Genomic DNA, 24,411 nt, shown 5'->3' on the forward strand with positions numbered 1-24,411 from the left:
TATTGAGGTTAGAAAAACTTAAAAGGAGGTATGGAAGATGAGAAAAATTTTAGGAGCTCTTTTCCTTACAGCTGCCTTTGCCCTTCCAGCTTCTGCAGGAGTTTGGGAAGCTCAGTGTGCAGGCTGCCACAACGGAAGTTTAGCTCCAAGCAAAGCCCAGCTTAAGGCTAAGTACAAGTCTGCAAAGGAATTTGTAGAAGCTGGTAAGAAGTCAAACAACCCGATGATGGCTGCATTTAAGAGTAACGTTAAAGCTCTTCAGGACGCTGCTAAGGAGCTCTATAAATAACTTATCGGGGGGATTTCATCCCCCCTTTGTAACTTAGAAAGTTTGCTATTCCCAGTAGAGTAAGCTCTTCAACTAAAATCCCGTTTAGTAATCTTTCTATTAACCTTGAGTAACCTCCGGTTAGAATTAGGGGAACTCCCGGAAATTCCCTTTTTACCGATAGGACCGCCCCGTAAGTTCCCCGCAGGATTCCAGATTCTATACACTCCCTTGTCTTCATTCCAAGTTTAGAGCTCTTGAAGGATTTTACCTCCGGTAAGAGAGCTGTTCCCTCCTTTAAAGCCCGTGCCATCAGTTTGAGTCCAGGAAGAATTATTCCTCCCTTAAATTCACAGTTAATAACTACGTCAACAACGGTTGCCGTTCCAAAACTTGCCACTATGAAGCTTTTAAAGAAGGTGGAACCTCCGAGTATATTTGCGATTCGGTCTGGTCCCATTTCTCCTACGTAGTGAATCTTCACGGGAAGTTCCCTTTCCAGCTTTACAAACTTTGAATCTGGAAAGAACTCCCTTATGAGCTCTGAAACCTCCGGAACAACACTGGCAATTCCTACTTCTCCTTTAAACTTTCCCGATAACTCCTTTAAAAGTTTCGGGTCTTTTAAGATTTCCTCTGTAGGTACTCTTCTAACGAGTTCTACCCTACCTCTTTTAAAGACTCCAACTTTAACTGTGCTGTTTCCAGCGTCAATCAATAACTTAGGTTCTGTACTCTGCATTTATCCTCACGTAGTCGTAGGTTAAGTCGCAGGTAAGGTATGTAAAGCTCTCACTTCCCAGGTTCAAGTTCACCTCAATTTCAATCTCTTCACTATTCTTCATGTACTGTGAGACTTCCTCTTCTCTGTACTCAACTCTACCTCCTTTAAAGAGGAGGTACTTTCCTATTTTTAACTCTGTTTTCTCCTCAACTATACCCTCCCTTGCTGCTCCGGCTGCTGCAATGATCCTTCCCCAGTTAGGGTCACACCCAAATAGAGCCGTCTTTACCAGAGGAGAGAGGGCGATTTTCCTTGCAACTCTCCTTGCCTGTTCTTTATTCCTTGCCCCCAAAACTTTTATTCTGGCAACCTTTGTTGCTCCCTCTCCATCTTTAACTATCTGGTATGCAAGGCTTTTCATTACCTCCTTGAGAACCTCTACAAAGTAGCTGTACTCTTCCTTCCCTATATCCCTTCCAAGTCCAGTTGATAGGAGGAATACACAGTCGTTTGTGCTCATATCTCCGTCAACGGTTATTGCGTTGAAGCTCTCCTCGTTTGCCTCTTTTAGAGCTCTGTCAAGGAGCTCCGGTTCCACTTTAGCGTCAGTTCCGATAAATGCCAGCATTGTAGCCATTGAAGGGTCTATCATTCCAGCTCCCTTTGTTATTCCCCCAACTACAAAGCCGTCTGCTTCCTTAAACGCCGTCTTTGGAAAAGTGTCTGTTGTCATGATTGCCCTTGCAGGCTCTTCCCCCTTTGCCTTTCCGAGATTCTTAACCGCTTCGGCTATTGCCCTTCTAACCTTGTCCATTGGTAGAGGTTCTCCTATAACTCCGGTTGAGGCTACCAAGAACCTACCTTTTCCAGTTAACTGGGAGGTTAGCTTTGCCATTTCAACTGCGTCGGCAATTCCCCTTTCTCCGGTACAGGCGTTTGCGTTTCCGCTGTTTGCAACTATTCCGGAAACCTTTCCCTTAACTTCCATACTTACCTTAATTGGGGCAGCCTTTACGTCGTTTGTTGTGAAAACGGCTGAGAAATCTGCAGGTCTTTCAGTTACGATTACTAAAGTATCTGGTCTGTTAAGCTTTTTTTCTGTTTTCTTTATTCCTCCAAATCCTACTCCACACTTGAAGCCGGGAACTTCAGCAATTCCTTTTTTCAACTCTTCCTCCTTATGGTATTATAAGTTAACTCTAAAATTATAAGGTTTAGAATGAATCTTAAAGAGAAAGTTAATAGCTTTTTCAGAAACTTTATATTGAGAATTTCAATAAGGCAAAAACTTCTCCTCTTACTCGCTTTTATTTTTATTCCTTTAGGCATAATATTCTTTTCGTTGGCCTATAAAGAAAGCGTAACCTACATAAAGAAGAGCAGGGAAATTGAATGTTTGGAAACTTTAGAATCAGAACTCAAGCTGATTTCTTTACTTCAGAGGCATAGAGGGCTAACCTTTTTATATCTAATAGGAAAAAGAGAAGTTGCTGATCAGATTAAACAGGTAGAAAAAGACATTTTACGGCTCAATGATAACTTTATGAAGAACCATTCTTCTAAAATTCAGTCTTTACTTATAGCTAACATTAAGTTAAATACCTCCCCCGAAGAGAACTTTTACAGGCATACTCATGTTATTGAGCTCTTATTGAAAGACCTTCAGGATAGAGCCCTATCTTGTGGTATTTTGGAGGACACTGATCCTAAAGTAAGGTACTTATCCGACTTAGCTCTTTTAGGACTTCCGCAAGTTTCCGAATTAATAGGAAGAATTAGAGGTTTAGGTAGTGGCTTTTTAGTGAACGGCCTTAATGGCGAGGAAAAAGAAAAACTTGAGAAACTGTTTAAGGTGTTGGTTGGTCAACAGTATTTGTTGAGTTGGACAGCTTCCCAAAAGATGTTTTCTGAAGATGTAAATAGTGAAGTTTCTAAGCTGTTAAAGAAACTTAAAGAATATGAAGCTTTGGTTGAGAGTATTTTAATTTCCAATTTAAGAGTGAATCCTTTTGATTTTTTTCAAATTTCTTCGGAAGTTCAATCTTCCACTTATGAAGTTAGTTTTTCTTTGTTAAAGTCTATTAAATCTTGCTTAGAATTAAAGAAGGCTAGAAGTTTATCTGTTTTCTTTTTGGAAATTCTTATTTTTACAGGGTTTTCTTTATTGATTTCATTTCTAGCTTATAGCATATATGTATCTATAGTTTCTTCGGTAAAAGAGCTTTTAGAGATTGCTGATGCCATTTTACAAGGGAACTATGAAGTTAGGGTCAAATTTATCCAAAATGACGAATTTGGCAGAGTAATGAAGGCAATGTTGAGGGCACTTAATAGGTTGAAGCACTCTTTAAACCTTTTACAAGATTACAAGACTGCAGTTGATGAAAGTAGTATTGTGATAAAGACGGATCCAAGTGGAATTATTAGTTACGCTAATAAAAAGTTTGTGGAAATGACAGGCTATGAAGCTCATGAGGTTATTGGGAAACACGTAACTTTTTTATTTGGTACTTATACCAAAGAGAGTACTTTAACGGAAATGTTTGAGTTTATGAGAAAAGGGAAATTGTGGAAAGGTAAATTAACGGGGCGGAGGAAGTCGGGGCAGAGGTGCATTGTTGATACAACGCTTGTTCCAGTTCGTAAAAGGGGAGGAGGGATATTAGAGTTTGTTATTGTTTGTCATGATATTACTGAGCTTGAGGAAAGTAGAGAAAAACTTTATTACTTGCTTAATTACGATAGCTTAACTGGTTTACCAAACAGAAATAAGCTAATTAATGATATTAAATTGATGAATTATCCGGCTTTGTGTGTAATAGATATTTCTGATTTCAACAGAGTTAATGAACTTTTTGGAGAAGATTGTGGGGATGAAATACTAAAGCAGATTTCTGAAAAATTAAAATTTGCCGTTAAAGAAGGTATACCTTATAGGATACAATCTGATGAATTTGCTATTTTGTTTGATTTATTTTCTGAAGAGGATAATGAGGAAAGACTCTTTGAAGTTATTAAGAGAGTTTTAAATCTTTTAGAAACTTCTTCTTATAGTTGTGATGATATGAGTATATATCTAAACTTTTATGCGGGTATTGTGAAAACGAAGGAGGATAGAGAAAAGATTCTGTCCCATGCGGAGCTTGCCTTAAAAGAAGCAAAGAAAAGAAGACAAAAACTTTTAGAACTTCAGATAAGGAAGGAAGAGGAAGAAAAGAAGCATATAGAGAACGTATTTCTACTCAAGAAAATAAAATTTGCTTTAGCGAATAATAAGATTGTCCCTTATTATCAACCAATTTTGAATAATACGACTGGAAAAATTGAGAAGTTTGAAGCTTTAGCTAGGATGATAGATGAGGAAGGTAAGGTAATTCCTCCAGGTAAGTTTCTTCCTTTAGTAAAGAGAGCAGGAATTTACCCTGAAATAACGTTAAAAATACTTAAGAATGTCATGCAGGACTTTGAAAGCCTGCCTTTTGATGTGTCTGTAAATATATCGTTTGAAGATCTTATTAATGAGAAGAGTCTAAAAGTGATTTTTGATATGCTGAAAACATCATCCATGTCTGATAGGCTAATATTTGAAATTCTTGAGACGGAAGAGATTGAGAGTTATGAGTTGCTTTATCGGTTTGTTAAGGAGGTTAAGTCTTTTAACTGTAAGTTTGCTATTGATGATTTTGGAACAGGGTATTCAAATCTTGAAAATTTATTAAAGTTTAACGTTGATTATTTAAAAATTGACGGTTCTATCATTAGGCGTTTACCTAATGAAGAGAGCGCTAGGATTTTAGTTGAAGCTATTGTTGATTTTTCAAGGAGATTGGGTATTAAAACTGTAGCTGAGTTCGTTTCTGATGAAGAAATTTTTAGTGAGGTAAAGAGATTAGGTATTGATTATTCTCAAGGTTGGTACATAGGAAAGCCAGAACCTATAGATTTAATCAAAGATAAATTTCTTTAATAGAAATTTCTAGATTTTGTCTTTAGGGAAGATATGAAGTTTCTAACTGCTAAAAAAGTTGTAGCAAAAAGGTTATATGAATACGGACTAAGAAGACCTAAACTTCTATTTAAACCGGGTAGAGGAGATTTCTTTAACCGACTTGCTTATGGTCTTGTTAGAGGTAAGTTCGGGGTAATTCCCAAGTCCCTGTTCAACGAAGATATTTTACCGGGAAAGGTAATAGATAAAGTGGAAGGGGTAGAGCTCCTTGCCTTTAGAGGAGATGAGGAGGCAGATGCTGTAGTCGTTAAAAGAAAAGGAACTGTTGACTTCTCAGATATAACCTTTAACTACCCAGACTTTGCCGTTGATCTCTCCCTCTTTAAAGAGCTAACCGAAAGGGAAAGGAAGAGCTTAGCAGTTCAGATTGAAATTACCTACGGAACCGTTAAGGATTACTTTACGCCTGAGAACTTCTACCTGACCTCTGCTCCTGATGAGGCCCTCTCCTTCTTAAAGGGGATTTTTAAGCCCTTTCCCTTTAGGCTCCTTGATAGTTTTGAGGAGTATGAAAGGGTTATAGTCCTTGACCCTAACGCTGAAGAGGAGTTTACACATACGGAAGTTACCCCAAATACTCTGATTGTAGTTGGCGGAATTGTTGACAGCAGTGAAAGGTTAAAAGGGTCAACTTCAAAGATAATGCCCGATTTCCTCCACAGGAAAATTACCTATAAGGGAATTGTTTCGGTTGTTCCAGATAGAATTAACGAGATTGTAAAGATAGTTTGCGACTACCTTACTTCGGATCTTTCACTCTACGAGGCTGTTAAGAGGAACCTAACTAGGGATTCAAAGCTACGGTTCTTAAGGAAGCTTCTGCAGGAGGAGAGCGTTAGGTTCCTTTTTAATGGCCGCCTCTTAAGGGGAATACCTGAAGAGACTTACTTAAAGTGGAAGGAGGAGCTCTCCCTAACCGACTTCTTCTTTAGGAAGGCTGCAAAACACGTAAGTGGGTTCTTCGTCTTTAGGAGCTCAATTTTTGATAGAGTTATTGGAGAGACGAAAAAGAGAGGAAAGAGAGTCTACATTCTTAAGGAGTTGAAGGATGAAGACGTTGTCGTACAGTATCCTTGAAACGATCGGTAATACGCCCCTTTTGAAGGTGGAGGTTGAAGGGGTTGAGGTCTTCCTAAAGCTTGAAAACTTTAATCCTGGTGGTTCAATAAAGGACAGGGTTACCCGTGCAATTATTGAAGATGCTCTTAAAAAGGGAGAGTTAACTAGGGATAAGATCGTTGTTGAGGCTACAAGTGGGAATACGGGGATAGGAATAGCGTTGGTTTGTTCGGCTAAGGGGTTAAAGTCACTCATTATAATGCCTGAGAATATGAGCCAGGAGAGGAAGAAGCTTTTAAAGGCCTTTGGGGCAGAGCTCCTTTTAACTCCTGCTTCCGAAGGGATTCCAGGAGCTGTTAGGAAACTTCAAGAACTCTTAAATGAGAATCCGAATAAGTACTACCCTACCCGCCAGTTTGAAAATCCGGTTAACCCTCTGGTTCACTACAGGGAAACTGCAAGGGAGATACTTGAACAGATGGGAAAGGTCCCCAAACTGTTTGTCGCAGGAGTTGGAACGGGAGGGACTTTTTCAGGTATCTCAAAGAGGTTTAAGGAGGTAAACCCTGAGTGCGTCTGCGTTGCTGTTGAGCCAGAAGGGTGCAGCGTCCTCTCTGGAGGGGAAGTTGGAGTTCATAGAATACAGGGAATAGGCCCCGGCTTTATACCTAAAACTCTTGATACGTCGCTAATAGATAGGGTTGAGGTTGTTCCGTACGAAAGAGCCAAAGAGTACTCAAGGCTCCTTTCAAGAGAATTTGGCGTCTTAGCAGGGATATCGGCAGGTGCAAACCTCTACGTAGCTCTCAAAGTTTCTAAGGAGCTTGGCATAAAGGAAGGGGTGGTAACTGTTGTCCCTGATACTGGAGAGAGGTACTTAAGCACAGACCTTTTTGACTAGGTGGAAGGTGGAGATAAGGAGAGTAGAGGGAATAATCCCTGTAGAGGCTATAAGTAGGGATCTTCCTTTAAAGCTTGAAAACTTCTCCTACTACGATATGAAGAAACTCCTCTCTCAGATCTCTAAGGGGGCTTGGAAGGGGGATAAGGGGCAGGAGTTCGAAAACCTCCTTATAAAGGCCCTCTTCCTTGAGTACACTCCCGATGGGAAAGCCTTAATAAAGGTAGGGGATAAAGTTCTCACGGCGAGGCTTGAGGTTGAGAGGGAATTTGAGCCGGGGCAGGAAATCCTTTTGAGGGTAAAGTCCACCTTCCCTGAAGTTGAGCTATCCATTGTTGAGGGGAAAGCCTTTTCTACTTTAAGTAAGCTATTACCAAAGATATTTGAGTTAAACGGCTTTCTGCTGCATAAAGTCTTCACTCAGAAGGTAAAGCAGGAGGTACTCTCCTTCGCTAGAGAAAACTACCCCGAAGTTTACGGTGAACTTTTAAGGTTCTTCAAGGGAGAGCTCCTACCCGGCAAGGAACTCCTCCTTTCTCTCCTTATGATTCTTGAGCCGAAGGTCTATAAGAGGGTAAAGGGGGAGTTTCCGAAGGAGGTTAACAGGGAAAAGATAAAGGAGCTGATAGAGTTTACTGTTGGCTCTCTCCTTCTGTTCTCGGCCTTGAACGTGCTTCTCCTTCCCCTTTGGGGGGAGGATTTCAAGGGAAGGGTAATCTTTGGCCAGTACGAAGGAATGGAAGTCGCTTTAGTTGAGGGGGAGACTTCTTTAGGGGAATTCTTGGCTCTGCTGAGGGCTATAGGTAACTCTGTTTCAGTTGAACTTAGCGGAAGTGGAGAGCTCTTAGAGAGGATAAAAGAGGATGAGGTTGAAAGGCTCCTTAAGGATGAAGGTTTAACTCCCGTTTCGGTTAAAAAGGTTGCTAGGGAAAGGATAGAGGAAGTAAAGGGTAAGCTTTTAAAGGGTAACCTTGTTAAGTTCCTAGCCTAACGAAGGGAGGAATGAATTTTTCAATCTCTTTAACAAACCTTAGGTGGGGTTTTTCTTCAAGTAGTTCAACAGCGGTCCTTAGGTTTAGAGAGACTATAAAGTAGCCTTCCTTTGGAGTTATTTTCAGATAGGGTTTGTCTACCATTATTTCAAAGAGCTCTTCCTTTAGACTTCCTTCAACTTTGAAAGTTAAGACCCCGTGTTCAATTACAGATAGATGGCCCATTGAGACCACCTTTTTAATTAGCTCCTCGTTCTCCTCCTTGCTGTAACGGGTAAGGAGCTCTTTAAGGGGAAGCCCGGAATAACAAACCCGGGCGGCGGTGGAGATAACCTTAATTAAGTCGTCTGTTTGAGAGATGAGTTCAACCATCTCTTAGTACTTACCTTCGTACTTAGCCATGAACTTCTCTACCCTACCTCTTACTGTCTTCTGCTTTTGAGTTCCTGTGTAGAACGGATGGCACTTATCGCAGACTTCAATCTTGATCTCTGGGAACTTTGTTGAACGGGTAACCCATGTATTTCCGCAAGCGCAGATTACTCTTGTTTCCCTGTATTCGGGGTGAATTCCTTTTTTCATGGTAAACCTCCTGATATAATTGGCTTTACCTTGCGTAAGGGAAGTTTATTTTAGCCGGTTGTAGGTGTCAAGTGGATTTTTCCAGTTTCTACTCACTAGTTAGTGAGTCTGTAAAGTTTATAGAGCTCCACCCAAAACTTGCCTGCTTCGTCATCTTCACTTGGTCTTTCTTTGAAACGGGTCTCCTTCTAGGCCTTATTCTACCTGCTGAGAAAGTCCTGGTCGTTTCCTCAGTTTTGGCTGCTAAAGGGGTTATCTCTCCGATTCACTTTGTAGTCTGTGGAACTGTCGGTACTTTTTTGGGCTATACGGCTTCCTACTTCCTCGGAGCCTACTTAGGGGAGGAGGTTTTAAGGAAGGTTTTAAGGCGCTTTAGAGTTTCCCAGGAGGACTTTCTAAAGACCAAGGAGTTTGTTGAGAGGAAGGGGGAGCTCTCTTTACTTTTTGGAAGGTTTATTCCAGTTGTTAGGGCGCTTTTGCCTCTAATTATTGGTTCTTTTAAACCTTCTTTTGTTAAATTTACTATCTTTAACGGCCTAGGTGCCTTAATTTGGATGGTCTTTTACCTATTCTTTGGAAACTTGATAGAGGAAGCTTTTTCAACTATCATTAGGCACAGGGAGTTAATTCTACCTGCGATTCTCCTCTTTTTAGTACTCTACTTGGTTTGGAGAAAGTATGGAAAGGATAGGGAAAACCTTTACAGGCCTTAAGGAAAAGGGAGAAAAACCTCTAATAGTCTACGCAACAGCCTGTGATCCCGACTGTAGGGAATCTGTCGATTACTTTAAGTTGATCCTTGAGTATGCCGATATGGTTGAAGTTGGAATGCCCTTTTCGGATCCTCTTGCAGACGGTCCCACAATTCAGAAGGCCCACGAGAGGGCTCTGCGTGCTGGTGCAAACACCTGTAGAGTTTTAGAGCTGGTGAGTGAGCTTAGGGAGTTTGCTCCCGAGAAGCCCATAATTTTAATGGGTTATTACAACCCTATCTTCGTTTACGGGGAGGATAAATTCATAAGGGATGCAAAGTCTGCAGGGGTTGATGGTTTTATAGTTCCGGACCTTCCGCCTGAAGAGGGGGAGGACTTTTCAAGGAAAGTTAAGAGTTTAAAGCTGTCTCCGGTTTTCCTTGCAGCTCCGACAAGTACCGATGAGAGGTTGAAGAAGATAGGGCAGCTATCTGGAGAGTTCATCTATTACGTTTCCGTTACGGGAATAACCGGAGAGAGGGAAGAGCTTGCCTACTCCCAGATTGAGGGAGATATAGAGAGGATTAAAAGGGTAACTGGGAAGAGGGCCGTTGTTGGCTTTGGGATATCTAAACCTGAGCATATAAGGAAAATGTATAATAATCCAGATGGCTTTGTAGTCGGTAGTGCAGTGGTAAGGAGAATAGAAAAGAGGGATAAAGAGGGGCTTAAGGAGCTCCTGAAAACTCTCAAAGATGCTACTAAATCCCCTTAATTTCTGGAGGTATTCATGTTTGGCTTAGGAACTCAGGAACTAATAATAATTCTGGTTATCGCACTCCTAATTTTCGGCCCTAAAAAACTTCCAGAGCTTGCTCGCTCTACAGGTAAGGCTATAAATGAGTTTAGAAAGGCTTCTTCGGGAATCCTTGACGAGGAAGAGGAGAAGAAGAAGGAAAAGAAGGAGAGTAAGAAGGAAGAGACAGCCCTTAAGAGCGAGAAGGAAGAGAGTGTAGAGAAAATTAAGGTTAAGGAACAGTAAAGGGAGAGATGCCGAATAGGAACCCTGTAAATGAAGAGGAGCTCCCAATAACGGAACACGTAGAGGAACTTAGGGAGCGTTTAATAAAGTCTGCAGTAGCGGTTGTAGTCGGTTTTCTAATAGCTTGGCCCTTTAAAAAGGAGATACTGCTTTTCCTTGAGAGGCCCCTTCCCGATAACCTTCAGGGAAAGTTGATATTCCTATCTCCTCCAGAGGCCTTCTTTACTGCCCTAAAGGTTTCATTTTTTGCAGGGATTTTAATAGCACTTCCTTTTGTCCTGTACCAAGTTTGGAAGTTTATAGAGCCTGGACTTTACGAACACGAGAAGAAGTTCATCTTGCCGTTTATGCTCTTTTCGGTTTTCTTCTTCTTCTTGGGGGCTTCATTTGCCTACTTCGTTATCCTTCCCTTTGGTTTAAGGTTCCTCCTTGGATTTATGGGAGATCTCTTAATCCCTCAAATTACAATAGGTAGTTATATCTCCTTTGTCATACAGCTCATACTTGCCTTTGGTTTTGTTTTCCTCTTACCCGTTGTTGTCTGGTTGCTTTCAAAACTCGGAGTCATAAATTACAGGATGCTTGAAAGAAATAGAAAATTTGCCATTTTAGTAATATTTATAGTAGCGGCAATTTTAACTCCTCCAGATGCCTTTTCCCAAGTAATGATGGCTTTGCCACTAATAGTTCTTTATGAACTTAGCATTTGGATTTCAAAGATTGCAGGAAAGAGGACAGAGGAGATAAACCAATAATACCCTTAACCAGTTCGGAGGGAAAAGTTAATGGCTGAAAACCTCATTGAAGGATTTACTATTGAGCAACTTCAGAAAATGAGCATCTTTGACCTTAGGAAAATTGCAAAGAGCTTAGGGGTGGAAGTAAAGTCCGCTAAGAAGCAGGACCTAATAAAGAGTATCTTGGAGAAGGATGCCGAAAGGAGAGGAGCCATTTTTAGGGTTGGAGTACTTGAAATCCTCCCAGATGGATTTGGTTTCTTAAGGTCTCCTGAAAATAACTACCTTCCAAGTTCAAACGATATATACGTTTCTCCTTCACAGATAAGGAAATTTGGTTTAAGGACGGGGGATACGGTAGCTGGGGAGGTCCGCCCTCCAAAGGAGAACGAGAAGTACTACGCATTACTTAAGGTTTACGCTATTAACTGGGAACCTCCTGAGGTTGCAAAGGAGAGGCCTAAGTTTGACCACTTGACTCCCCTTCACCCGACAGAGCGCTTTAGACTTGAACACGACCCTAGTGAGCTATCAACGAGAGTTGTTGACCTTATTACTCCGGTAGGTAAGGGGCAGAGGGGACTAATTGTTGCTCCTCCGAGGGCCGGTAAAACGGTTTTACTTCAAAAGATCGCTAACGCTATAAAGACCAATTTCCCTGATACTTACCTAATAATCCTCCTTATTGACGAAAGGCCTGAAGAAGTTACCGATATGAAGAGGAACACTTTAGCTGATGAAGTTATCTCTTCAACCTTTGACGAGCCACCGGAGAGGCACGCTCAGGTTTCTGAGATTGTTATTGAGAAGGCAAAGAGGTTGGTTGAACATAAAAGGGATGTTGTGATTCTCCTTGACTCACTCACAAGGCTTGCAAGGGCATACAACACTCTCACTCCTCCAAGTGGTAAAGTCCTATCAGGTGGTATAGATGCTCACGCCTTTAGGCAGCCAAAGAGGTTCTTTGGAGCTGCAAGGAACATTGAGGAGGGGGGTAGCTTAACTATCCTTGCAACTGCCCTTGTTGAAACTGGTTCAAGGATGGACGACGTTATATTTGAGGAGTTTAAGGGAACTGGTAATATGGAAATAGTCCTTGATAGGCAGCTGGTTGAAAGGAGGGTATTCCCGGCTATAAACATCCATAAGTCCGGAACTAGGAAGGAGGAGCTCCTCCTTTCTGAGTGGGAACTAAACAGGATCTGGATTTTAAGGAGGCTCTTAACTTCAATGTCTCCAGTTGAGGCTATGGAGTTCCTCCTTGAAAAGCTTAAAAAGTACAAGACAAACGAGGACTTCTTGAAGGCGATGAACGCATGAGGGAGCTAATTTATTACACTTTTACCGAGAGTGCAGACCTTAAAAAGGCTTTTGTTGAGGAGAATAGGGATAAGATTTACGAAGTTTTCTTAGAGATTGCAAAGAGGTTAAAGGAGGGGAGGAAAATTCTCCTCTGCGGTAATGGAGGTTCGGCCGCAGACTGCCAGCACATTGCGGCTGAACTTGTAGGTAGATTCACCCTTGAGAGGAGGGCTCTGCCTGCGATTGCTCTTACTACTGATACTTCCGTTCTTACTGCTCTAGCTAACGACTACTCTTTTGATAGAATTTTTGAAAGGCAGGTAGAGGCCCTTGGAGAGGAAGGAGACGTGCTTATAAGTATAAGCACAAGTGGAAATTCCAAGAACGTAATAAATGCGGTAAACAGGGCAAAGGAGAAGGGTCTTCTTACCGTCGGTTTCCTCGGAAAGGACGGAGGGGAACTCGCTAAGATCTGTCATCACTCCTTCATTGTAAGGAGTCACTCAACTCCAAGAATACAGGAAGTCCACGTAACTTTAGGTCACGTTCTGTGTGATTTCATTGAGAAGTTCCTATTTTCATACGACCTCTATTTCCCTCCCTGCGGGGAGGGAAGGGAGTAGTCTTTAGGATCTCTATAAATAGTAAAATCCCAGTTCTAGAAAATAAAAATCACCTATCCTGGAGGTTTTAATTATGAAAATCGGAAAAGCTATAAGGATGGAAAGGATTGTAAGTAGGGAAACAGGGAATACGGTTATCATTCCGATGGATCACGGAGTTTCAATGGGACCTATTCCTGGAATCATTAACATTAGAGAGTCTATTGATAAAGTTGCCAACGGAGGAGCTAATGCAGTTATCGTCCATAAAGGGCTGGTTCGTCACGGTCACAGGAAGAGGGGAAAGGACGTTGGCCTTATAGTTCACCTCTCTGCAAGTACTAACCTCTCTCCTAAGCCCAACTCAAAGGTCCTCGTCTGTACCGTTGAAGAGGCTATAAAGCTCGGAGCTGACGGTGTTTCTGTTCACGTTAACCTGGGAGATATGAATGAAGATAAGATGCTTGAGGATTTCGGTAAAGTCTCTGAAAAGTGCCTGGAATGGGGAATGCCTTTAATTGCAATGATGTATGCCAGAGGGGAGCACATAGAAAACCCTTACGATCCAGAAGTTGTTGCCCACTGTGCTAGGGTAGCGGCTGAGCTTGGAGCAGATATCGTTAAGGTTGTTTATACAGGCGATCCTGAGTCCTTTAGGAAGGTTACTGAAGGCTGTCCAATTCCAGTTGTAATTGCCGGCGGTCCGAAGATGAGTAACGATATGGAGATTTTAGAGATGGTTGAAGGGGCAATGAGGGCAGGTGCCAAGGGAGTCTCTATAGGAAGGAACGCTTTCCAACATGAAAACCCAGAGAAAATAGTTAGGGCGATTGCTGCAATAGTTCACGAGGGCAAGTCTGCAGAGGAAGCTGCAGAGTACCTTAAGTAGGGGCCTGTGCCCCTTCTTTAAAGGATATATGTTTTGCTAGTGGTTCAAGTTGAGGGAAGAGGGATAGGAGCTCCAGGCTGTCTTTAAAGGGCCTTTTTAGAATTATCTCTGTTGCCGTCTTCTTTGATATTCCCGGTATGTAGGAAAGGAGCTTTAGGCTTATTGAGTTTATCTCAATCGGTATTGGTATTCCAATTACGGAGCGTTCTCTGTGGCCTACCACAATTACGTTGACTTTACTGAAGAGTTCCATTCTCTCGGGAATCCTAACTAAGACTGGATAACTTCCTATCTGCCTTCCAAGTGTGTGCCCTCCATCGTATGCTTCAAGGAGAACGTCCTTTATAACAGTTCCTGTTGGGAAAACTCTCTTCATCATTGGAAGGTCAAACTCCTCCCTAACCCACTCCTTAAATCTTTCGTACTCCTTTCTGTACTTTGTCTTTGTTCTTTTTACCATTTCTGAAATTGGAGTTCCTTCAAAAACCATAACTTGCCTTATGTTTACTCTCCTTACCAGCAATCCTTCGTCTAGAACTGACTTTAAGAAGTCTACGTTCTTCCTAAAGGTCTCTTTTGTTTCCCCGGGAAGGCCGACTAAGAAGTTTATCCCCGGTAACAGTTTAAACAGGCCGTCCTCCCTTTCCTTAAAGGCCCCCACTTCATTAACGATCCTTATTGCCCTCTTTATTCCCTCAGGTTTTACTTTCAAAAAGTTGTTCTCTATTACCTTTTCATCTGCCGTTTCAAGGCCGAAAGGAGCGACGTCCCCCTCTGTATCGTACTTAGCTATACATTCAAGGGCTCTTTTACTCTCGTTAGGGTGTTTATCTATAGTTCCTGCATTAACGTTGTCTATGTGTAGAGTTCTTATATCGCCAACTTCCCTAATTTCCCTGAACAGTTTGCATATAACTTCGGGGTTTGGTTTTGGGAACTCTCCCTCTGTTTTTACTGCTTTATAGCCAAGTATGTTGGGCTGGCGGCCAATTCTAAAGTATTTGACTCCGTTTTGGTATAGGGCTTTTACTTCTTCAACTACTTTCTCCAGTTCCCTTTCGTCGGGGCTACCGTAGAAACCTTCGGTACAGTAGGAGCAGTGTCTTCTCCTTTCACAACCCCTGAAGGTTTCTATCTCGCATATGACGTTTGGAAAGTAAAAGTGTTTTTTCACTATGAAAGCTCCCAAGGGAGCGAAAGTATTAACGTGCTTTGCCCTTCTTTTCTGGTCAAATACTCCTTCAGGGAGCTCCCTCCCTTCTACTAAATACTTCCCCAAGTAGTAAGCTGCAAGTTCAACGTCTCCCCTACAGATTAACTGGTAGCCCTCAAAGGGGAGCTCCTTAGCCCTCGTTCCCCCTTTAAGTGTGAAACCAAACTTTATGGGACCTCCAACTACTTTATAGGTGGGTATTTTCCCTATTTCGTTAATTTCCTTCTCTGTAATCGGCTTTCCTCCAAGGTACCTTCCCGGAACGGTCATTCCGGTAATGAGGAAGATTACGTCTGCATCAAAGAGAGATTCTTTTAGTGAAGGTTCCCTCCTTAACTGGTCAATTGCAAAGTAGTCAATGGACTCTTCTGGAATACCTGCTGCAACGAGTGCTCCTGCTGTATAGCGAACGTAAGTTGATATGTAAGGAGGAACCCCAAGGCAAGTTGGTTCGTCAACGTAGCCGTCAACTATTACTACTCTCATTCTCTCTCCTAACTAGGAGGTTAAAAAGTGTTGGAGCTCCAATTCCCGTAACTATTGCAAGTAATATTAAGATGCTCTCCGTGTGGTGGTCTATCAACCCCATCTTTACGCCTAGCTCTGCGGTAACGACTACCAGCGTGAGGGGGGCAGATAGGAGAGTTCCCGCCCCTAGTGCTTGCCTTAAGGAGTAGTTCTCAAGAACTAGAAGGAGTGACGGGATAACTTTAACTGCAAAGCTTAAAGCTACCAGTATTGCTAGGAGTTTGAGAGTATGGATGTCAATGTGTGGCATTAGGAAGTTTATACCTACGTAGATGAAGAATATGGGGATTAGGAAGCCAAAACTGATTCCTGAGAGTTTCTCTTCAATGTTCTCTGTTTCCTCAAAGACTGTTGAGAAGATCATTCCTGCTATGAAGGCGCCGATTATAGGTTCAACGTTTATTAGGGAGGCTCCAAAGGAGAGGGCAAACATTACGGCAAGGCTGATTCTTACTCCTATTTCGGAGGGATTCTTCTCAAAGAAGAACTTAAACTTATCGGGGTACCACCAGACAAAGCTCTTCAGGAATATAAGGATTATCCTTGCTACCACCAGGAATAGGATGAGTTTTCCAACTCCAAGCCAGAACTCAAATCCTAAACCGTGCTCGTAGTAGAGGGAAAGTAAAGTAAGCAGGGCTATACTTAGGACCTCTCCTATAGTTCCTACTAGGAAAACCGTTTTTCCGTAATGGGTAGAGAGGAGTCCCCTTTCCCTTAGGACTGAGACAACTATTCCTACCGAAATTGCCCCTACTGCTATACAGGTTATGGCGTTAAAGTTGAGCTTCTTTCCAATTGAGAATGAGAGCAGGAATACAAGTGAAGGAATGAGGGTGTAAAGGAATTTGCTCTTAAGGGGAAGTGAGTTAATCTCCCTCAGCTTGACTTCAAGTCCGGCTGCAAACATCAGTAGGAGAAATCCGAATGTGGATAGGAAGCTTAACCACTGGGAAGGTTCAACTAAGTCCAGCACGCTTTCCCCAATCACTATACCGTAGAGGATCTCTCCCACAGCCACCGGAATCCTCAAGAGCCTGCTCAGGAAGGGAACGAAGAGAATTCCGAAAGAGATTAGGAGAATTGATAGGAATGAGCTTTCACTCATTTTACTCACCTACACAGATTAGTATTGAGGAACACTTTGCCTTGTGGAGCATAAAGTAGGGAGGATAGGGAGAGAACCAGTTTACTTTCCTTCCCTTCCTCGCTCCTATTACTGCAAGGTCGTACTTTTTACTCTCTTTTGAGAATTCCCTGATTGGGTTCCCTACTCTCTTAACGAACTCAATCGGCGTTTTGTACATGTAGGAGAGTTTTGTGACCTTTTCCCTTAGCTGGTTCGCCTTTGTGTCGTTCTCTGAAGGGGCAACGTAGAGGGCACTGAGGGAGGCTTTAAGCATTAAGGAGAGCTCTATTCCTGCCTCAAGAGCCCTTAGGCTGCTGAAGGATCCCGATACGGGTACTAAAATTCTCTCAACAGGCGTAGTTCCCCTTGCAACTAGAACTGGGGATAGTGTCTCTTCTGCAACCAAGACTGGAAAGGTCTTTATTCCAAAGTTTAAAGGGAACTCTTTGTACTTGTCAGGCATTACTATTAGACCGAAGTTTTCTCCCTTAATTTCGTTGAAGAACTCTTTCTCACACAGTTTTAGCTTCTTTTTCTTTATATTTCCCTTTTCTGAGTTGTTAAAAAGCTTCAGTTTAGTTTTTTCTATCTCTTTACAGAAGTAGATTGAGAGTTTCTGAACTTTTGTATTCTCATAGAAGAACTTTCCGTCCTTTATTACTTCTTCCCTATTTTCTGGGAGGAAGATTACCTCTTCAATACCAAACTGGAGAGGAAACTGGGGTTCTCCTGACTTTATTAGTCCGGCAATGTACTTGAGAATTTTTGGGTCTCCGACTATTAAAACTCTGTCGCCTGGCTTTACAACAGTTCTAGGCTTTGGAAGTATTAATTTATCTCCCCTAAAGATTGCAACGATTCTCCAGCGCCTTGATGAGAACTTACCGACAGGGTAGCCTGCAATTATGGAGGTTGGCATAACGTTTACTTCAATTATCTCTCCCTGCCCAAGCCCTACGTTTGTCGGAACCACTATTCCCGACTCAATTTGCCTCTCAAGGAGGGAGGCTGTAGCGACCGCTTTGTTTATGTAGTTAATTCCCTCCCTTTCGTAAAGGTGGTCGTGTTCAGTGCTGTTTGATACTGCGTAAATCGTTGGAACGTCAAACTCCTTTGCAATCCTGCAGGCCTCTATGTTTGCTTCGTCGTCGCCGGTGCAGGCAGTGAATGCCGTTGCTTCCTCAATTCCAGCCTTCTTAAGCATTAGCTTGCTGGTTCCGTCCCCTTGAAGGAGGAGGACTCTGTTCATACTATCTGAATCAAGGATTTCAACGATTTTCTTGAGCTTTTCTTCGTCCTGATCAATTACTACTATGTTCCACTCTTTCTGAAGCCTTTTAAGGAGCTCCCTCCCTACTTCGCCGGCTCCGAGGATTATTAGTTTCATTCTCCACCTCTTTTAAGATGGCTAGAAAATATATTCTACGAACTGCTCCTTTCAAGAAATTAGTAATTGTTCTCAATAAGCTTGATTAAAGTATTGACATGTCTAGATTTTGGCTATAAGATAAAAGTTAACTTGAAAAGGAGGGAAGGCATGAATCCTTTGCTTACTGTAAATAACGTTAAGCTTACCATAGAGAATAAGCCCATCTTGAAAGGGGTAAACCTCGTTGTGAGAAAAGGGGAGATTCACGCTATTCTCGGTCCAAACGGTGCAGGTAAGTCAACGTTAGCCTCTCTCATAATGGGAATTAACGACCTTAAAGAACCAACAGAAGGGGAAATCATATTTAAAGGAAAAATCCTCAATGGGCTTGAAATATACGAGAGAGCAAGGTTAGGCTTGACCCTTGCGTGGCAGGATCCAGCTAGGTTTGAGGGTATTACAGTTGAGGAGTACTTAAAGATTTCCGGTAAGGATAATCCGGAACTTGATGTAGTTGAATGCCTTGAGTTAGTAGGTCTTGACTGTAGTTATTTAGGCAGGTTCGTTGATGAGACCCTTTCTGGAGGAGAGAGGAAGAGAGTTGAACTTGCCTCTATCCTTGCTATGAGACCGGAGCTTGCAATCCTTGACGAGCCAGATAGCGGAATTGACTTTGTATCAATGGAAGACATAGCAAACATGATTAAGACTATGAGGGAAAGGGGAACTACGGTTTTAATGATTACCCACAGAGAAGAGATTGCTGAAGTTGCAGATAGGGCTACTCTCATGTGTGACGGTAAGGTCGTTCAGACCGGTTCTCCGAAGGAAGTTGGAGAAAAGTTTAAAACTATGTGCGTTAAGTGTGAGGTTCGTAACCCGGAACTGGTTGGAGGTGAGTAATGGAAGTTAAAAAAGACCTTCTTAGTCTTATAGGAAAGAGGTTTACTCAGATAGGCCTTCCGAAAGAGCTTTTTGAAAAGAATAAGTTCAACCTCTTAGTTGATAGGAATAAAGTGGTAGTTCGCTATCCTGCTCCCGGCGTTCGTTCTGAGGTTGTTGAAACTCCTACGGGAGTTAAGACCAAGGTTTACATTGAGCCCGGAACTAAACTTGAAGAACCTGTAGTTCTGTGTTTCGGTGCTGCAGAGGCTACAGAAGTTCAGACGACCGAAGGAGAGATAGTAGTTGGTGAAGGGGCAGATGTGAAGTTTCAGGTTTACGGAGCTATGGCTGAAGGGATTAAGCTTAAGCATAAGAATAAGCTCAAGGTAAGGGTTGAAAAGGGTGCCCGCTTTGAGTTCCTTGATCTCCACTACAACGGAGAGGAGACCTTCGTTGAGCTTGAGACGGAGACTGAGGCTTACGTTGCAGAAAATGCCTACTTCCGTTCAGTTTTTAAGCAGACAAGGGGAAGGGCAGGAAAGGTTAGGATTGTTTTAAGTGCAAATGTTGATAAGAAGGGAGTTGCAGTTTTTGAGACTAAGATGATTGGGAAGAAGGATGATGAGATCTACGTTGAGGATGTGATTCACCTTAACGGTGAAGAGTCAAGGGGAATTTCCAAGAGCCGTATAATCGCCGTAGATGAGACTAAGGCAACTTTTGTTGGTGAGACCTATGGAAATGCTCCTAGGTGTAGGGGGCATATAGACTGTTCTGAGGTAATAAGGGGTAAGGACGTTGTCGTTAAGGCCGTTCCTGTTGTGGTTGTGAATAATGAAACGGCTAAAGTTACCCATGAGGCGGCAATCGGTAGTATAGACAAGAAACAGCTAGAAACTCTAATGGCAAGAGGCCTTAGCGAGGATGAAGCTGTTGATGTGATTGTTCAGGGAATGTTGAGATAAAAAATTTTAAAAGGAGGAGGAAAGATGAAAGTATTTGGACCAGAACCGGAAGGTAAGAGAAAGCACACACCCGTAGTTGAGGCTCCTTCAAAGGTGAAGAAGGGTGAGTGGTTTGAAGTAAGAGTTGTTGTAGGGAAGGACATTCCTCATCCGAATACTAAGGAGCACTGGATTGAGCACATTTCCCTTTGGGTAGGTGATTTCTTAGCTGGTAGGGCAGACCTTGAACCTGAAAGAGCTGCTTCAGAAGTTATCTTTAAGGTTAAGCTTGAGGAAACGGCAACTCTAACTGCTCAAGCTTACTGTAACCTCCACGGCCTGTGGCGTAGTGAGGAAGTTAAAGTAGAAGTTGAGGAGTAGTCTATTTAAGCGCCCTTCTGGGCGCTTTTTACCATTTTCTCTACGTACTTTCCGATAATGTCAAACTCCAGGTTAACCAGACTTCCGCTCCTTTTAAACTTTAAGTTTGTATTTTCAAATGTGTGGGGAATAACTGCTACTGAGAAGCTATCCGGAAGGAGCTCAGCAACGGTAAGGCTTATTCCGTCAATTCCAATAGAACCCTTCTCAACTACAAGGTGGGAGTACTCTTTTGGTAGTTTAAAGGAAAACCTGTAACCTTCACCTTCTCTCTTTATTGAGGTTACCTTTGTTGTTGTATCCACGTGTCCCTGTAGTATGTGGCCTCCGAGCCTGTCTCCAAGCCTTAGAGCCCTTTCAAGGTTAACATTCTCTCCCGGCTTTAAGAGTGAAAGGGTCGTCCTTTTTAGGGTCTCGTAGGAAACGTCAAATGTGAGGAGCTCCCTTCCAATTTCAACTACAGTTAAACAAACGCCGTTTACTGCTATGCTATCTCCAACTCTCGTTCCCTCTAAAACGACTCTGCACTCGATAGTTAGTTTAGAGCTCTTTGAACCTTTCTTTATTCCTTTAACCTTTCCGACCTCTTCAACGATTCCGGTAAACACTTTTCCCTCTTTTGTAAAATTCAATTCCTAATTATAGCTGGAGGGAAGTTTTGAGGATTGCAACTATTGATGTTGGAACCAACTCAACCCGAATTTTAGTTGCCGATGTTGAGGATGGGGAGGTTAGACCCCTTTTCAAGACTGGTAAGGTAACCCGTCTGGGAAGGGGAGTAAAGGAGACCGGTAGACTTTCAAAGGAGGGTATAGAGGCTACCGTTGGAGCTCTCAAGGAATTTAAGGCTATTGTAGAGAGATTTAACGTTGAGAAAGTTGTAGTTGTAACTACCGAGGCTGCCCGCCGTGCAGAAAACGCTGAAGAGTTCTTGAATAGAGTAAGGGAGCTGGGGTTTAAGATAGACGTTTTGAGCGATAGAGATGAGGCTGAACTCGTTTTCCTTGCAAACCTTAAGGTTTTTAAACCTAAAGGGAAGGCCATGACCGTTGACCTAGGGGGAGGGAGTACAGAGGTAGTTTACGGCAATGAAACCTCGGTTGAATTCCTTAAGAGTTTAAAGTTTGGCGTTGTTTTCCTTTATGAAGAGTTTGGGGAGGATTTGGTAAAGCTGGAGGAGTTTATAAGGGGAGAGCTCCTAAAGGTAAAGGAGGAGATTGAGCCTTCTCAAGACTTTACCGTTTTTGCCGTTGGTGGAACTATAACTTCTGTTGTGGCGATGGAAGAGAAGATGGAAGTTTACAAGCCTGAAGTCGTTCATGGTTATAGAGTAACTAAACACTTGATAGATAAGTGGTATAAGCACCTCTCTTCACTTCCAATTGAGGAGAGGAAAAAGGTTGTTGGGCTTGAGGAGAACAGAGCTGATGTGATTATTCCCGGCCTAGCCTTCTTTAAAGTTTTCTGTGAAGTCTTCTCTAAGGAGAGTTTGACTGTAAGTGAAGTAGGATTACTTTACGGTTTAGCACTTAGGGAGGCTTTGAATGGATAGGAGAATAGCGGTAATAGGAACAGGATACGTAGGCTTAGTTTCCGGTGCCTGCTTTGCTTACTTAGGCCACAAAGTTATAGGCCTTGATATAGATGAGGAGAAAGTAGAGAAGTTAAGGAAAGGTAAAGTTCCTATCTACGAACCTGGATTAGACAGGATACTCTCAAAGGCTTTATCCGATGGAAATATAGAGTTTACAACTGATTATGAGTATGCCGTAAAGAACTCAGACTTCATCTTCATAGCAGTTGGAACGCCGTCAAGGGAAGACGGTTCTGCAGATCTCACCTTTGTAGAGAGTGCTTACAGGAGCATAGCTAGGTATATAGGAGATGAGGACTTTAAGGTAATAGTTAACAAGTCAACAGTGCCTGTTGGAACTGGAAGGTGGGCAAGAGAGTTTATAGCATCCTTGCTTAGAGAAAGGGGAATAAAGGAGCCTGAAAAGAGGTTTGAAGTAGTTTCAAATCCGGAGTTTTTGAGAGAAGGGAAGGCAGTAGAAGACTTTATGAAGCCAGACAGGGTTGTTGTAGGTGCAGACAACCGGGATGTAGCGGGGCTAGTAGCATCCCTGTACGAAAAACTTCAGCCTCCGATACTAATAACGGACCTTCCAACTGCAGAGATGATAAAGTACGCCTCAAACGCATTCCTTGCGACGAAGATCTCATTTATAAATGAGATAGCAAACATATGTGAGAAGTTGGGAGCAGACGTTACGGTGGTTGCAAGGGGGATGGGTTTAGACCACAGGATAAGTCTTCACTTTCTAAGGGCAGGTTGCGGTTTTGGGGGTAGCTGTTTTCCTAAAGACGTTAAGGCATTAATCCATACAGCTAAAGAGGTAAGGGAGGAACCAGAGCTCCTTGAGAGTGTAATTTCGGTAAATGAGAGACAGAAGCTTAGACCTGTTGAGAAGCTCCTAAAACACATCCCTAGCTTGGAGGGGAGAAGGGTTGCTGTTTGGGGATTGTCCTTTAAGCCTGAAACCGATGATATGAGGGAAGCACCGTCAATTCCTATAGTAAGGGAGCTGGTAAAGAGGGGAGCTTACGTTCTTGCCTACGATCCGGTTGCCTTAGAGAACGCCAGAAAAGTATTCTCTGAAGAGCTTAAAGCGGGAAGGTTGGAGCTTGTATCTGATAAGTACGAGGCCTTAGAAAGTTCAGATGCCCTTATACTTGTGACAGAGTGGGACGAGTTTAAAGAAGTTGACTTTGATAAACTTAAGGGCAAAGTGGTAGTTGATGGGAGGAACCTGTGGGAGCCTTCCATTATGAAACAGTTTTGTACTTATGAAAGTATTGGGAGACCTTAAGATGAACATAACCAGTAATAGAGAAGTTCTGAAGAAACTATACTCGCCTTTTGGATGGCTTTTGGCAAAGGCTAACGTTTCGCCTAACTTAATAACCCTTTCGGCCGTTGTATTTGGAACTCTCGCTGCTTTCCTCTACTATACCGGCCATCCTGTCGTTGGAGCTTTTCTACTTTTCGTTTCGGGAGTTCTTGACCTCTGTGACGGTTACGTTGCAGTAAACAACAGGAAGGCAACTAAGTTCGGAGCAGTTTTTGACTGGATTGCAGATAAATGGGTTGATGGGTTTGTCCTAGGTTCTGTTGCATTAAAGTATGCAAACCCTTGGGTTGCCCTGCTTGCGGTAGTATCAACGATGCTTCACACCTTTATAAAACCGGTTGCATATGCAGAGATTGGATATGCAGAAAGGACTACGGGGAAGATTAAGGATCCTCTAGAGAGTACAGGTTTTTTCGGAAGGCCTGAGACCTTTATAGTTCTTTTTATTTCGTCTATTTTGTATCCTTTGAATCATAAGGTTCTGACTTACGGAATTGAGTTTATCGCTGTAATGTCCCTTCTTTCCCTGCTCCACAGGGTTTACTACCTGTACAAGAGATACGGAAAAGAGTACGAGGTGTAAGTTATGGATAGACCTTACGTTTTAATAGTTTCAGAAGTTACTATTGATGGGAAGCTTACTCTTGCCAAGGGAGTTTCAAGTAAAGAGATAATGAAGTTAATGGACGAAGAGGCTAATAGGTACCTTCACCAGATAAGGGCTGAGTGCGATGGAATAATGGTTGGAGCAAACACTGTTAGGATAGATAATCCGAATCTAACTGTTAGGTACGTTGAAGGAGAGAATCCAGTTAGAGTAATTCCGACCTCTACCGGAGATATTCCGCTTGATTCAAACGTACTCAATACAGAGGTAGCTCCCACCATAATTGCTGTTTCTGAGAGAGCTCCTGAGGTAAGATTGGTAGAGTTTGAAAAGAGGGGAGCAAGGGTAATTGTGGCCGGTAAGGATAGAGTGGATTTTCCTCTCCTTTTAAAGAAGCTCAAGGAGATTGGAATTAATAAACTCATGGTTGAAGGCGGGAGTAAGGTTAACTGGGAGCTGATTAAGAACGATTTGGTAGATGAAATAAGGTTGATTCACCTGCCGGTTGTTGTAGGAGGAGACAATGTTCCTTCCCTTACTTCAGGGAAGGGATTTGGTAGTTTAGAGGCTATTAAACGGTTTAAGATAAAGAAGGTATTTAAGTGCGGTAATCAAATAGTAACTGAGTATCAGCGCTTTTAAGG

At 42.5% G+C, this 24,411-nt stretch carries 27 protein-coding genes; 19 read left to right on the forward strand and 8 right to left on the reverse strand.

Going from position 1 to position 24,411, the window contains the following annotated elements:
* The first annotated feature begins 37 nt into the window (after positions 1 to 37).
* Positions 38 to 289: a c-type cytochrome gene (locus tag C7457_RS01350; RefSeq protein ID WP_121169644.1), complete on the forward strand. Its 252-nt coding sequence runs from the start codon at positions 38 to 40 to the stop codon at positions 287 to 289.
* Between the two features lies 1 nt (position 290).
* Here the strand turns inward: C7457_RS01350 and C7457_RS01355 are convergent, their stop codons facing one another.
* Both C7457_RS01355 and argJ read right to left on the reverse strand, forming a co-directional pair.
* Positions 291 to 1,010 (reverse strand): type III pantothenate kinase, encoded by a 720-nt coding sequence (locus tag C7457_RS01355; RefSeq protein WP_121169645.1) that lies wholly within the window; start codon positions 1,008 to 1,010, stop codon positions 291 to 293.
* Positions 991 to 2,160 carry a bifunctional glutamate N-acetyltransferase/amino-acid acetyltransferase ArgJ gene (argJ, locus tag C7457_RS01360; protein ID WP_121169646.1) on the reverse strand — a complete coding sequence of 390 codons (1,170 nt, stop codon included), beginning with the start codon at positions 2,158 to 2,160 and terminating at the stop codon, positions 991 to 993. Before argJ ends, C7457_RS01355 begins: the two co-directional genes overlap by 20 nt.
* A 51-nt stretch (positions 2,161 to 2,211) precedes the next feature.
* Here argJ and C7457_RS01365 point away from each other — a divergent pair, with 51 nt between their 5' ends.
* The 4 genes from C7457_RS01365 to C7457_RS01380 are packed head-to-tail and all read left to right on the forward strand — an operon-like array spanning position 2,212 to position 7,952.
* The gene (locus C7457_RS01365) at positions 2,212 to 4,959 is read left to right on the forward strand and encodes an EAL domain-containing protein (protein ID WP_121169647.1); all 2,748 of its coding nucleotides are present in this window, start codon (positions 2,212 to 2,214) and stop codon (positions 4,957 to 4,959) included.
* 33 nt (positions 4,960 to 4,992) lie between these two features.
* Positions 4,993 to 6,078 (forward strand): tRNA (guanine-N1)-methyltransferase, encoded by a 1,086-nt coding sequence (locus C7457_RS01370; protein WP_121169648.1) that lies wholly within the window; start codon positions 4,993 to 4,995, stop codon positions 6,076 to 6,078.
* Positions 6,050 to 6,961: a cysteine synthase A gene (gene cysK, locus C7457_RS01375; protein ID WP_121169649.1), complete on the forward strand. Its 912-nt coding sequence runs from the start codon at positions 6,050 to 6,052 to the stop codon at positions 6,959 to 6,961. The genes C7457_RS01370 and cysK overlap by 29 nt, the downstream gene beginning before the upstream one ends.
* 7 nt (positions 6,962 to 6,968) lie before the next feature.
* Positions 6,969 to 7,952, forward strand: a complete 984-nt coding sequence (locus C7457_RS01380; RefSeq protein WP_147422176.1) for a hypothetical protein — start codon at positions 6,969 to 6,971, stop codon at positions 7,950 to 7,952.
* On the opposite strand, the gene C7457_RS01385 is transcribed toward C7457_RS01380, so the two are convergent.
* Together C7457_RS01385 and rpmE are read right to left on the reverse strand one after the other, a co-directional pair.
* Complete coding sequence (locus C7457_RS01385; protein WP_121169651.1) at positions 7,936 to 8,325, reverse strand: FAD-dependent thymidylate synthase; 390 nt, start codon at positions 8,323 to 8,325, stop codon at positions 7,936 to 7,938. The genes C7457_RS01380 and C7457_RS01385 overlap by 17 nt on opposite strands.
* 3 nt (positions 8,326 to 8,328) lie before the next feature.
* Entirely contained in the window at positions 8,329 to 8,535 is a 207-nt protein-coding gene (gene rpmE, locus C7457_RS01390; RefSeq protein WP_121169652.1) for a 50S ribosomal protein L31, read from the reverse strand.
* Between the two features lie 71 nt (positions 8,536 to 8,606).
* Between rpmE and C7457_RS01395 the strand changes: the two genes are divergently transcribed.
* From C7457_RS01395 to C7457_RS01425, 7 genes are all read left to right on the forward strand, one after another.
* On the forward strand, positions 8,607 to 9,248 hold the full coding sequence (locus tag C7457_RS01395) for a DedA family protein (protein ID WP_121169653.1): 642 nt from the start codon (positions 8,607 to 8,609) through the stop codon (positions 9,246 to 9,248).
* The gene (gene trpA / locus C7457_RS01400; RefSeq protein WP_121169654.1) at positions 9,214 to 10,002 is read left to right on the forward strand and encodes a tryptophan synthase subunit alpha; all 789 of its coding nucleotides are present in this window, start codon (positions 9,214 to 9,216) and stop codon (positions 10,000 to 10,002) included. Before C7457_RS01395 ends, trpA begins: the two co-directional genes overlap by 35 nt.
* 15 nt (positions 10,003 to 10,017) lie before the next feature.
* Entirely contained in the window at positions 10,018 to 10,269 is a 252-nt protein-coding gene (gene tatA, locus C7457_RS01405) for a twin-arginine translocase TatA/TatE family subunit (protein ID WP_121169655.1), read from the forward strand.
* Between the two features lie 8 nt (positions 10,270 to 10,277).
* On the forward strand, positions 10,278 to 11,024 hold the full coding sequence (tatC, locus tag C7457_RS01410; RefSeq protein ID WP_121169656.1) for a twin-arginine translocase subunit TatC: 747 nt from the start codon (positions 10,278 to 10,280) through the stop codon (positions 11,022 to 11,024).
* A 30-nt stretch (positions 11,025 to 11,054) separates the two neighbouring features.
* Positions 11,055 to 12,326: a transcription termination factor Rho gene (gene rho, locus C7457_RS01415; protein ID WP_121169657.1), complete on the forward strand. Its 1,272-nt coding sequence runs from the start codon at positions 11,055 to 11,057 to the stop codon at positions 12,324 to 12,326.
* Complete coding sequence (locus tag C7457_RS01420) at positions 12,323 to 12,931, forward strand: D-sedoheptulose 7-phosphate isomerase (protein ID WP_211321803.1); 609 nt, start codon at positions 12,323 to 12,325, stop codon at positions 12,929 to 12,931. The genes rho and C7457_RS01420 overlap by 4 nt, the downstream gene beginning before the upstream one ends.
* Positions 12,932 to 13,004: 73 nt before the next feature.
* Positions 13,005 to 13,799 (forward strand): 2-amino-3,7-dideoxy-D-threo-hept-6-ulosonate synthase, encoded by a 795-nt coding sequence (locus tag C7457_RS01425; RefSeq protein WP_121169658.1) that lies wholly within the window; start codon positions 13,005 to 13,007, stop codon positions 13,797 to 13,799.
* Here C7457_RS01425 and C7457_RS01430 read toward each other — a convergent pair.
* The 3 genes from C7457_RS01430 to C7457_RS01440 are packed head-to-tail and all read right to left on the reverse strand — an operon-like array spanning position 13,792 to position 18,056.
* A complete protein-coding gene (locus C7457_RS01430; protein WP_121169659.1) occupies positions 13,792 to 15,498 on the reverse strand; it encodes a radical SAM protein in 1,707 nt (568 codons plus the stop codon). The genes C7457_RS01425 and C7457_RS01430 overlap by 8 nt on opposite strands.
* Complete coding sequence (locus tag C7457_RS01435) at positions 15,479 to 16,648, reverse strand: cation:proton antiporter (protein WP_121169660.1); 1,170 nt, start codon at positions 16,646 to 16,648, stop codon at positions 15,479 to 15,481. Before C7457_RS01435 ends, C7457_RS01430 begins: the two co-directional genes overlap by 20 nt.
* A gap of 1 nt (position 16,649) precedes the next feature.
* On the reverse strand, positions 16,650 to 18,056 hold the full coding sequence (locus C7457_RS01440) for an NAD-binding protein (RefSeq protein WP_121169661.1): 1,407 nt from the start codon (positions 18,054 to 18,056) through the stop codon (positions 16,650 to 16,652).
* 150 nt (positions 18,057 to 18,206) lie between these two features.
* Here C7457_RS01440 and C7457_RS01445 point away from each other — a divergent pair, with 150 nt between their 5' ends.
* The 3 genes from C7457_RS01445 to C7457_RS01455 are packed head-to-tail and all read left to right on the forward strand — an operon-like array spanning position 18,207 to position 20,248.
* Positions 18,207 to 18,941, forward strand: coding sequence for an ABC transporter ATP-binding protein (locus tag C7457_RS01445; protein WP_121169662.1), 735 nt, complete (start codon positions 18,207 to 18,209; stop codon positions 18,939 to 18,941).
* Positions 18,941 to 19,888 (forward strand): SufB/SufD family protein, encoded by a 948-nt coding sequence (locus C7457_RS01450; RefSeq protein WP_121169663.1) that lies wholly within the window; start codon positions 18,941 to 18,943, stop codon positions 19,886 to 19,888. The genes C7457_RS01445 and C7457_RS01450 overlap by 1 nt, the downstream gene beginning before the upstream one ends.
* Before the next feature lie 24 nt (positions 19,889 to 19,912).
* Complete coding sequence (locus tag C7457_RS01455) at positions 19,913 to 20,248, forward strand: class II SORL domain-containing protein (RefSeq protein WP_121169664.1); 336 nt, start codon at positions 19,913 to 19,915, stop codon at positions 20,246 to 20,248.
* A 5-nt stretch (positions 20,249 to 20,253) separates the two neighbouring features.
* Here the strand turns inward: C7457_RS01455 and C7457_RS01460 are convergent, their stop codons facing one another.
* Positions 20,254 to 20,856, reverse strand: coding sequence for a riboflavin synthase (locus C7457_RS01460; protein WP_121169665.1), 603 nt, complete (start codon positions 20,854 to 20,856; stop codon positions 20,254 to 20,256).
* Positions 20,857 to 20,906: 50 nt separating this feature from the next.
* Between C7457_RS01460 and C7457_RS01465 the strand changes: the two genes are divergently transcribed.
* Genes C7457_RS01465 through C7457_RS01480 form a run of 4 tightly spaced genes read left to right on the forward strand, consistent with a single transcriptional unit; the run spans position 20,907 to position 24,409 of the window.
* The gene (locus C7457_RS01465) at positions 20,907 to 21,800 is read left to right on the forward strand and encodes a Ppx/GppA phosphatase family protein (RefSeq protein ID WP_121169666.1); all 894 of its coding nucleotides are present in this window, start codon (positions 20,907 to 20,909) and stop codon (positions 21,798 to 21,800) included.
* Entirely contained in the window at positions 21,793 to 23,118 is a 1,326-nt protein-coding gene (locus tag C7457_RS01470; protein WP_121169667.1) for a UDP-glucose dehydrogenase family protein, read from the forward strand. The genes C7457_RS01465 and C7457_RS01470 overlap by 8 nt, the downstream gene beginning before the upstream one ends.
* A 1-nt stretch (position 23,119) precedes the next feature.
* Positions 23,120 to 23,743, forward strand: a complete 624-nt coding sequence (locus tag C7457_RS01475) for a CDP-alcohol phosphatidyltransferase family protein (protein WP_121169668.1) — start codon at positions 23,120 to 23,122, stop codon at positions 23,741 to 23,743.
* 3 nt (positions 23,744 to 23,746) lie between these two features.
* Entirely contained in the window at positions 23,747 to 24,409 is a 663-nt protein-coding gene (locus C7457_RS01480; protein ID WP_121169669.1) for a RibD family protein, read from the forward strand.
* Positions 24,410 to 24,411: the final 2 nt, after the last annotated feature.

Source organism: Thermovibrio guaymasensis, from assembly GCF_003633715.1.
GTDB lineage: Bacteria > Aquificota > Aquificia > Desulfurobacteriales > Desulfurobacteriaceae > Thermovibrio > Thermovibrio guaymasensis.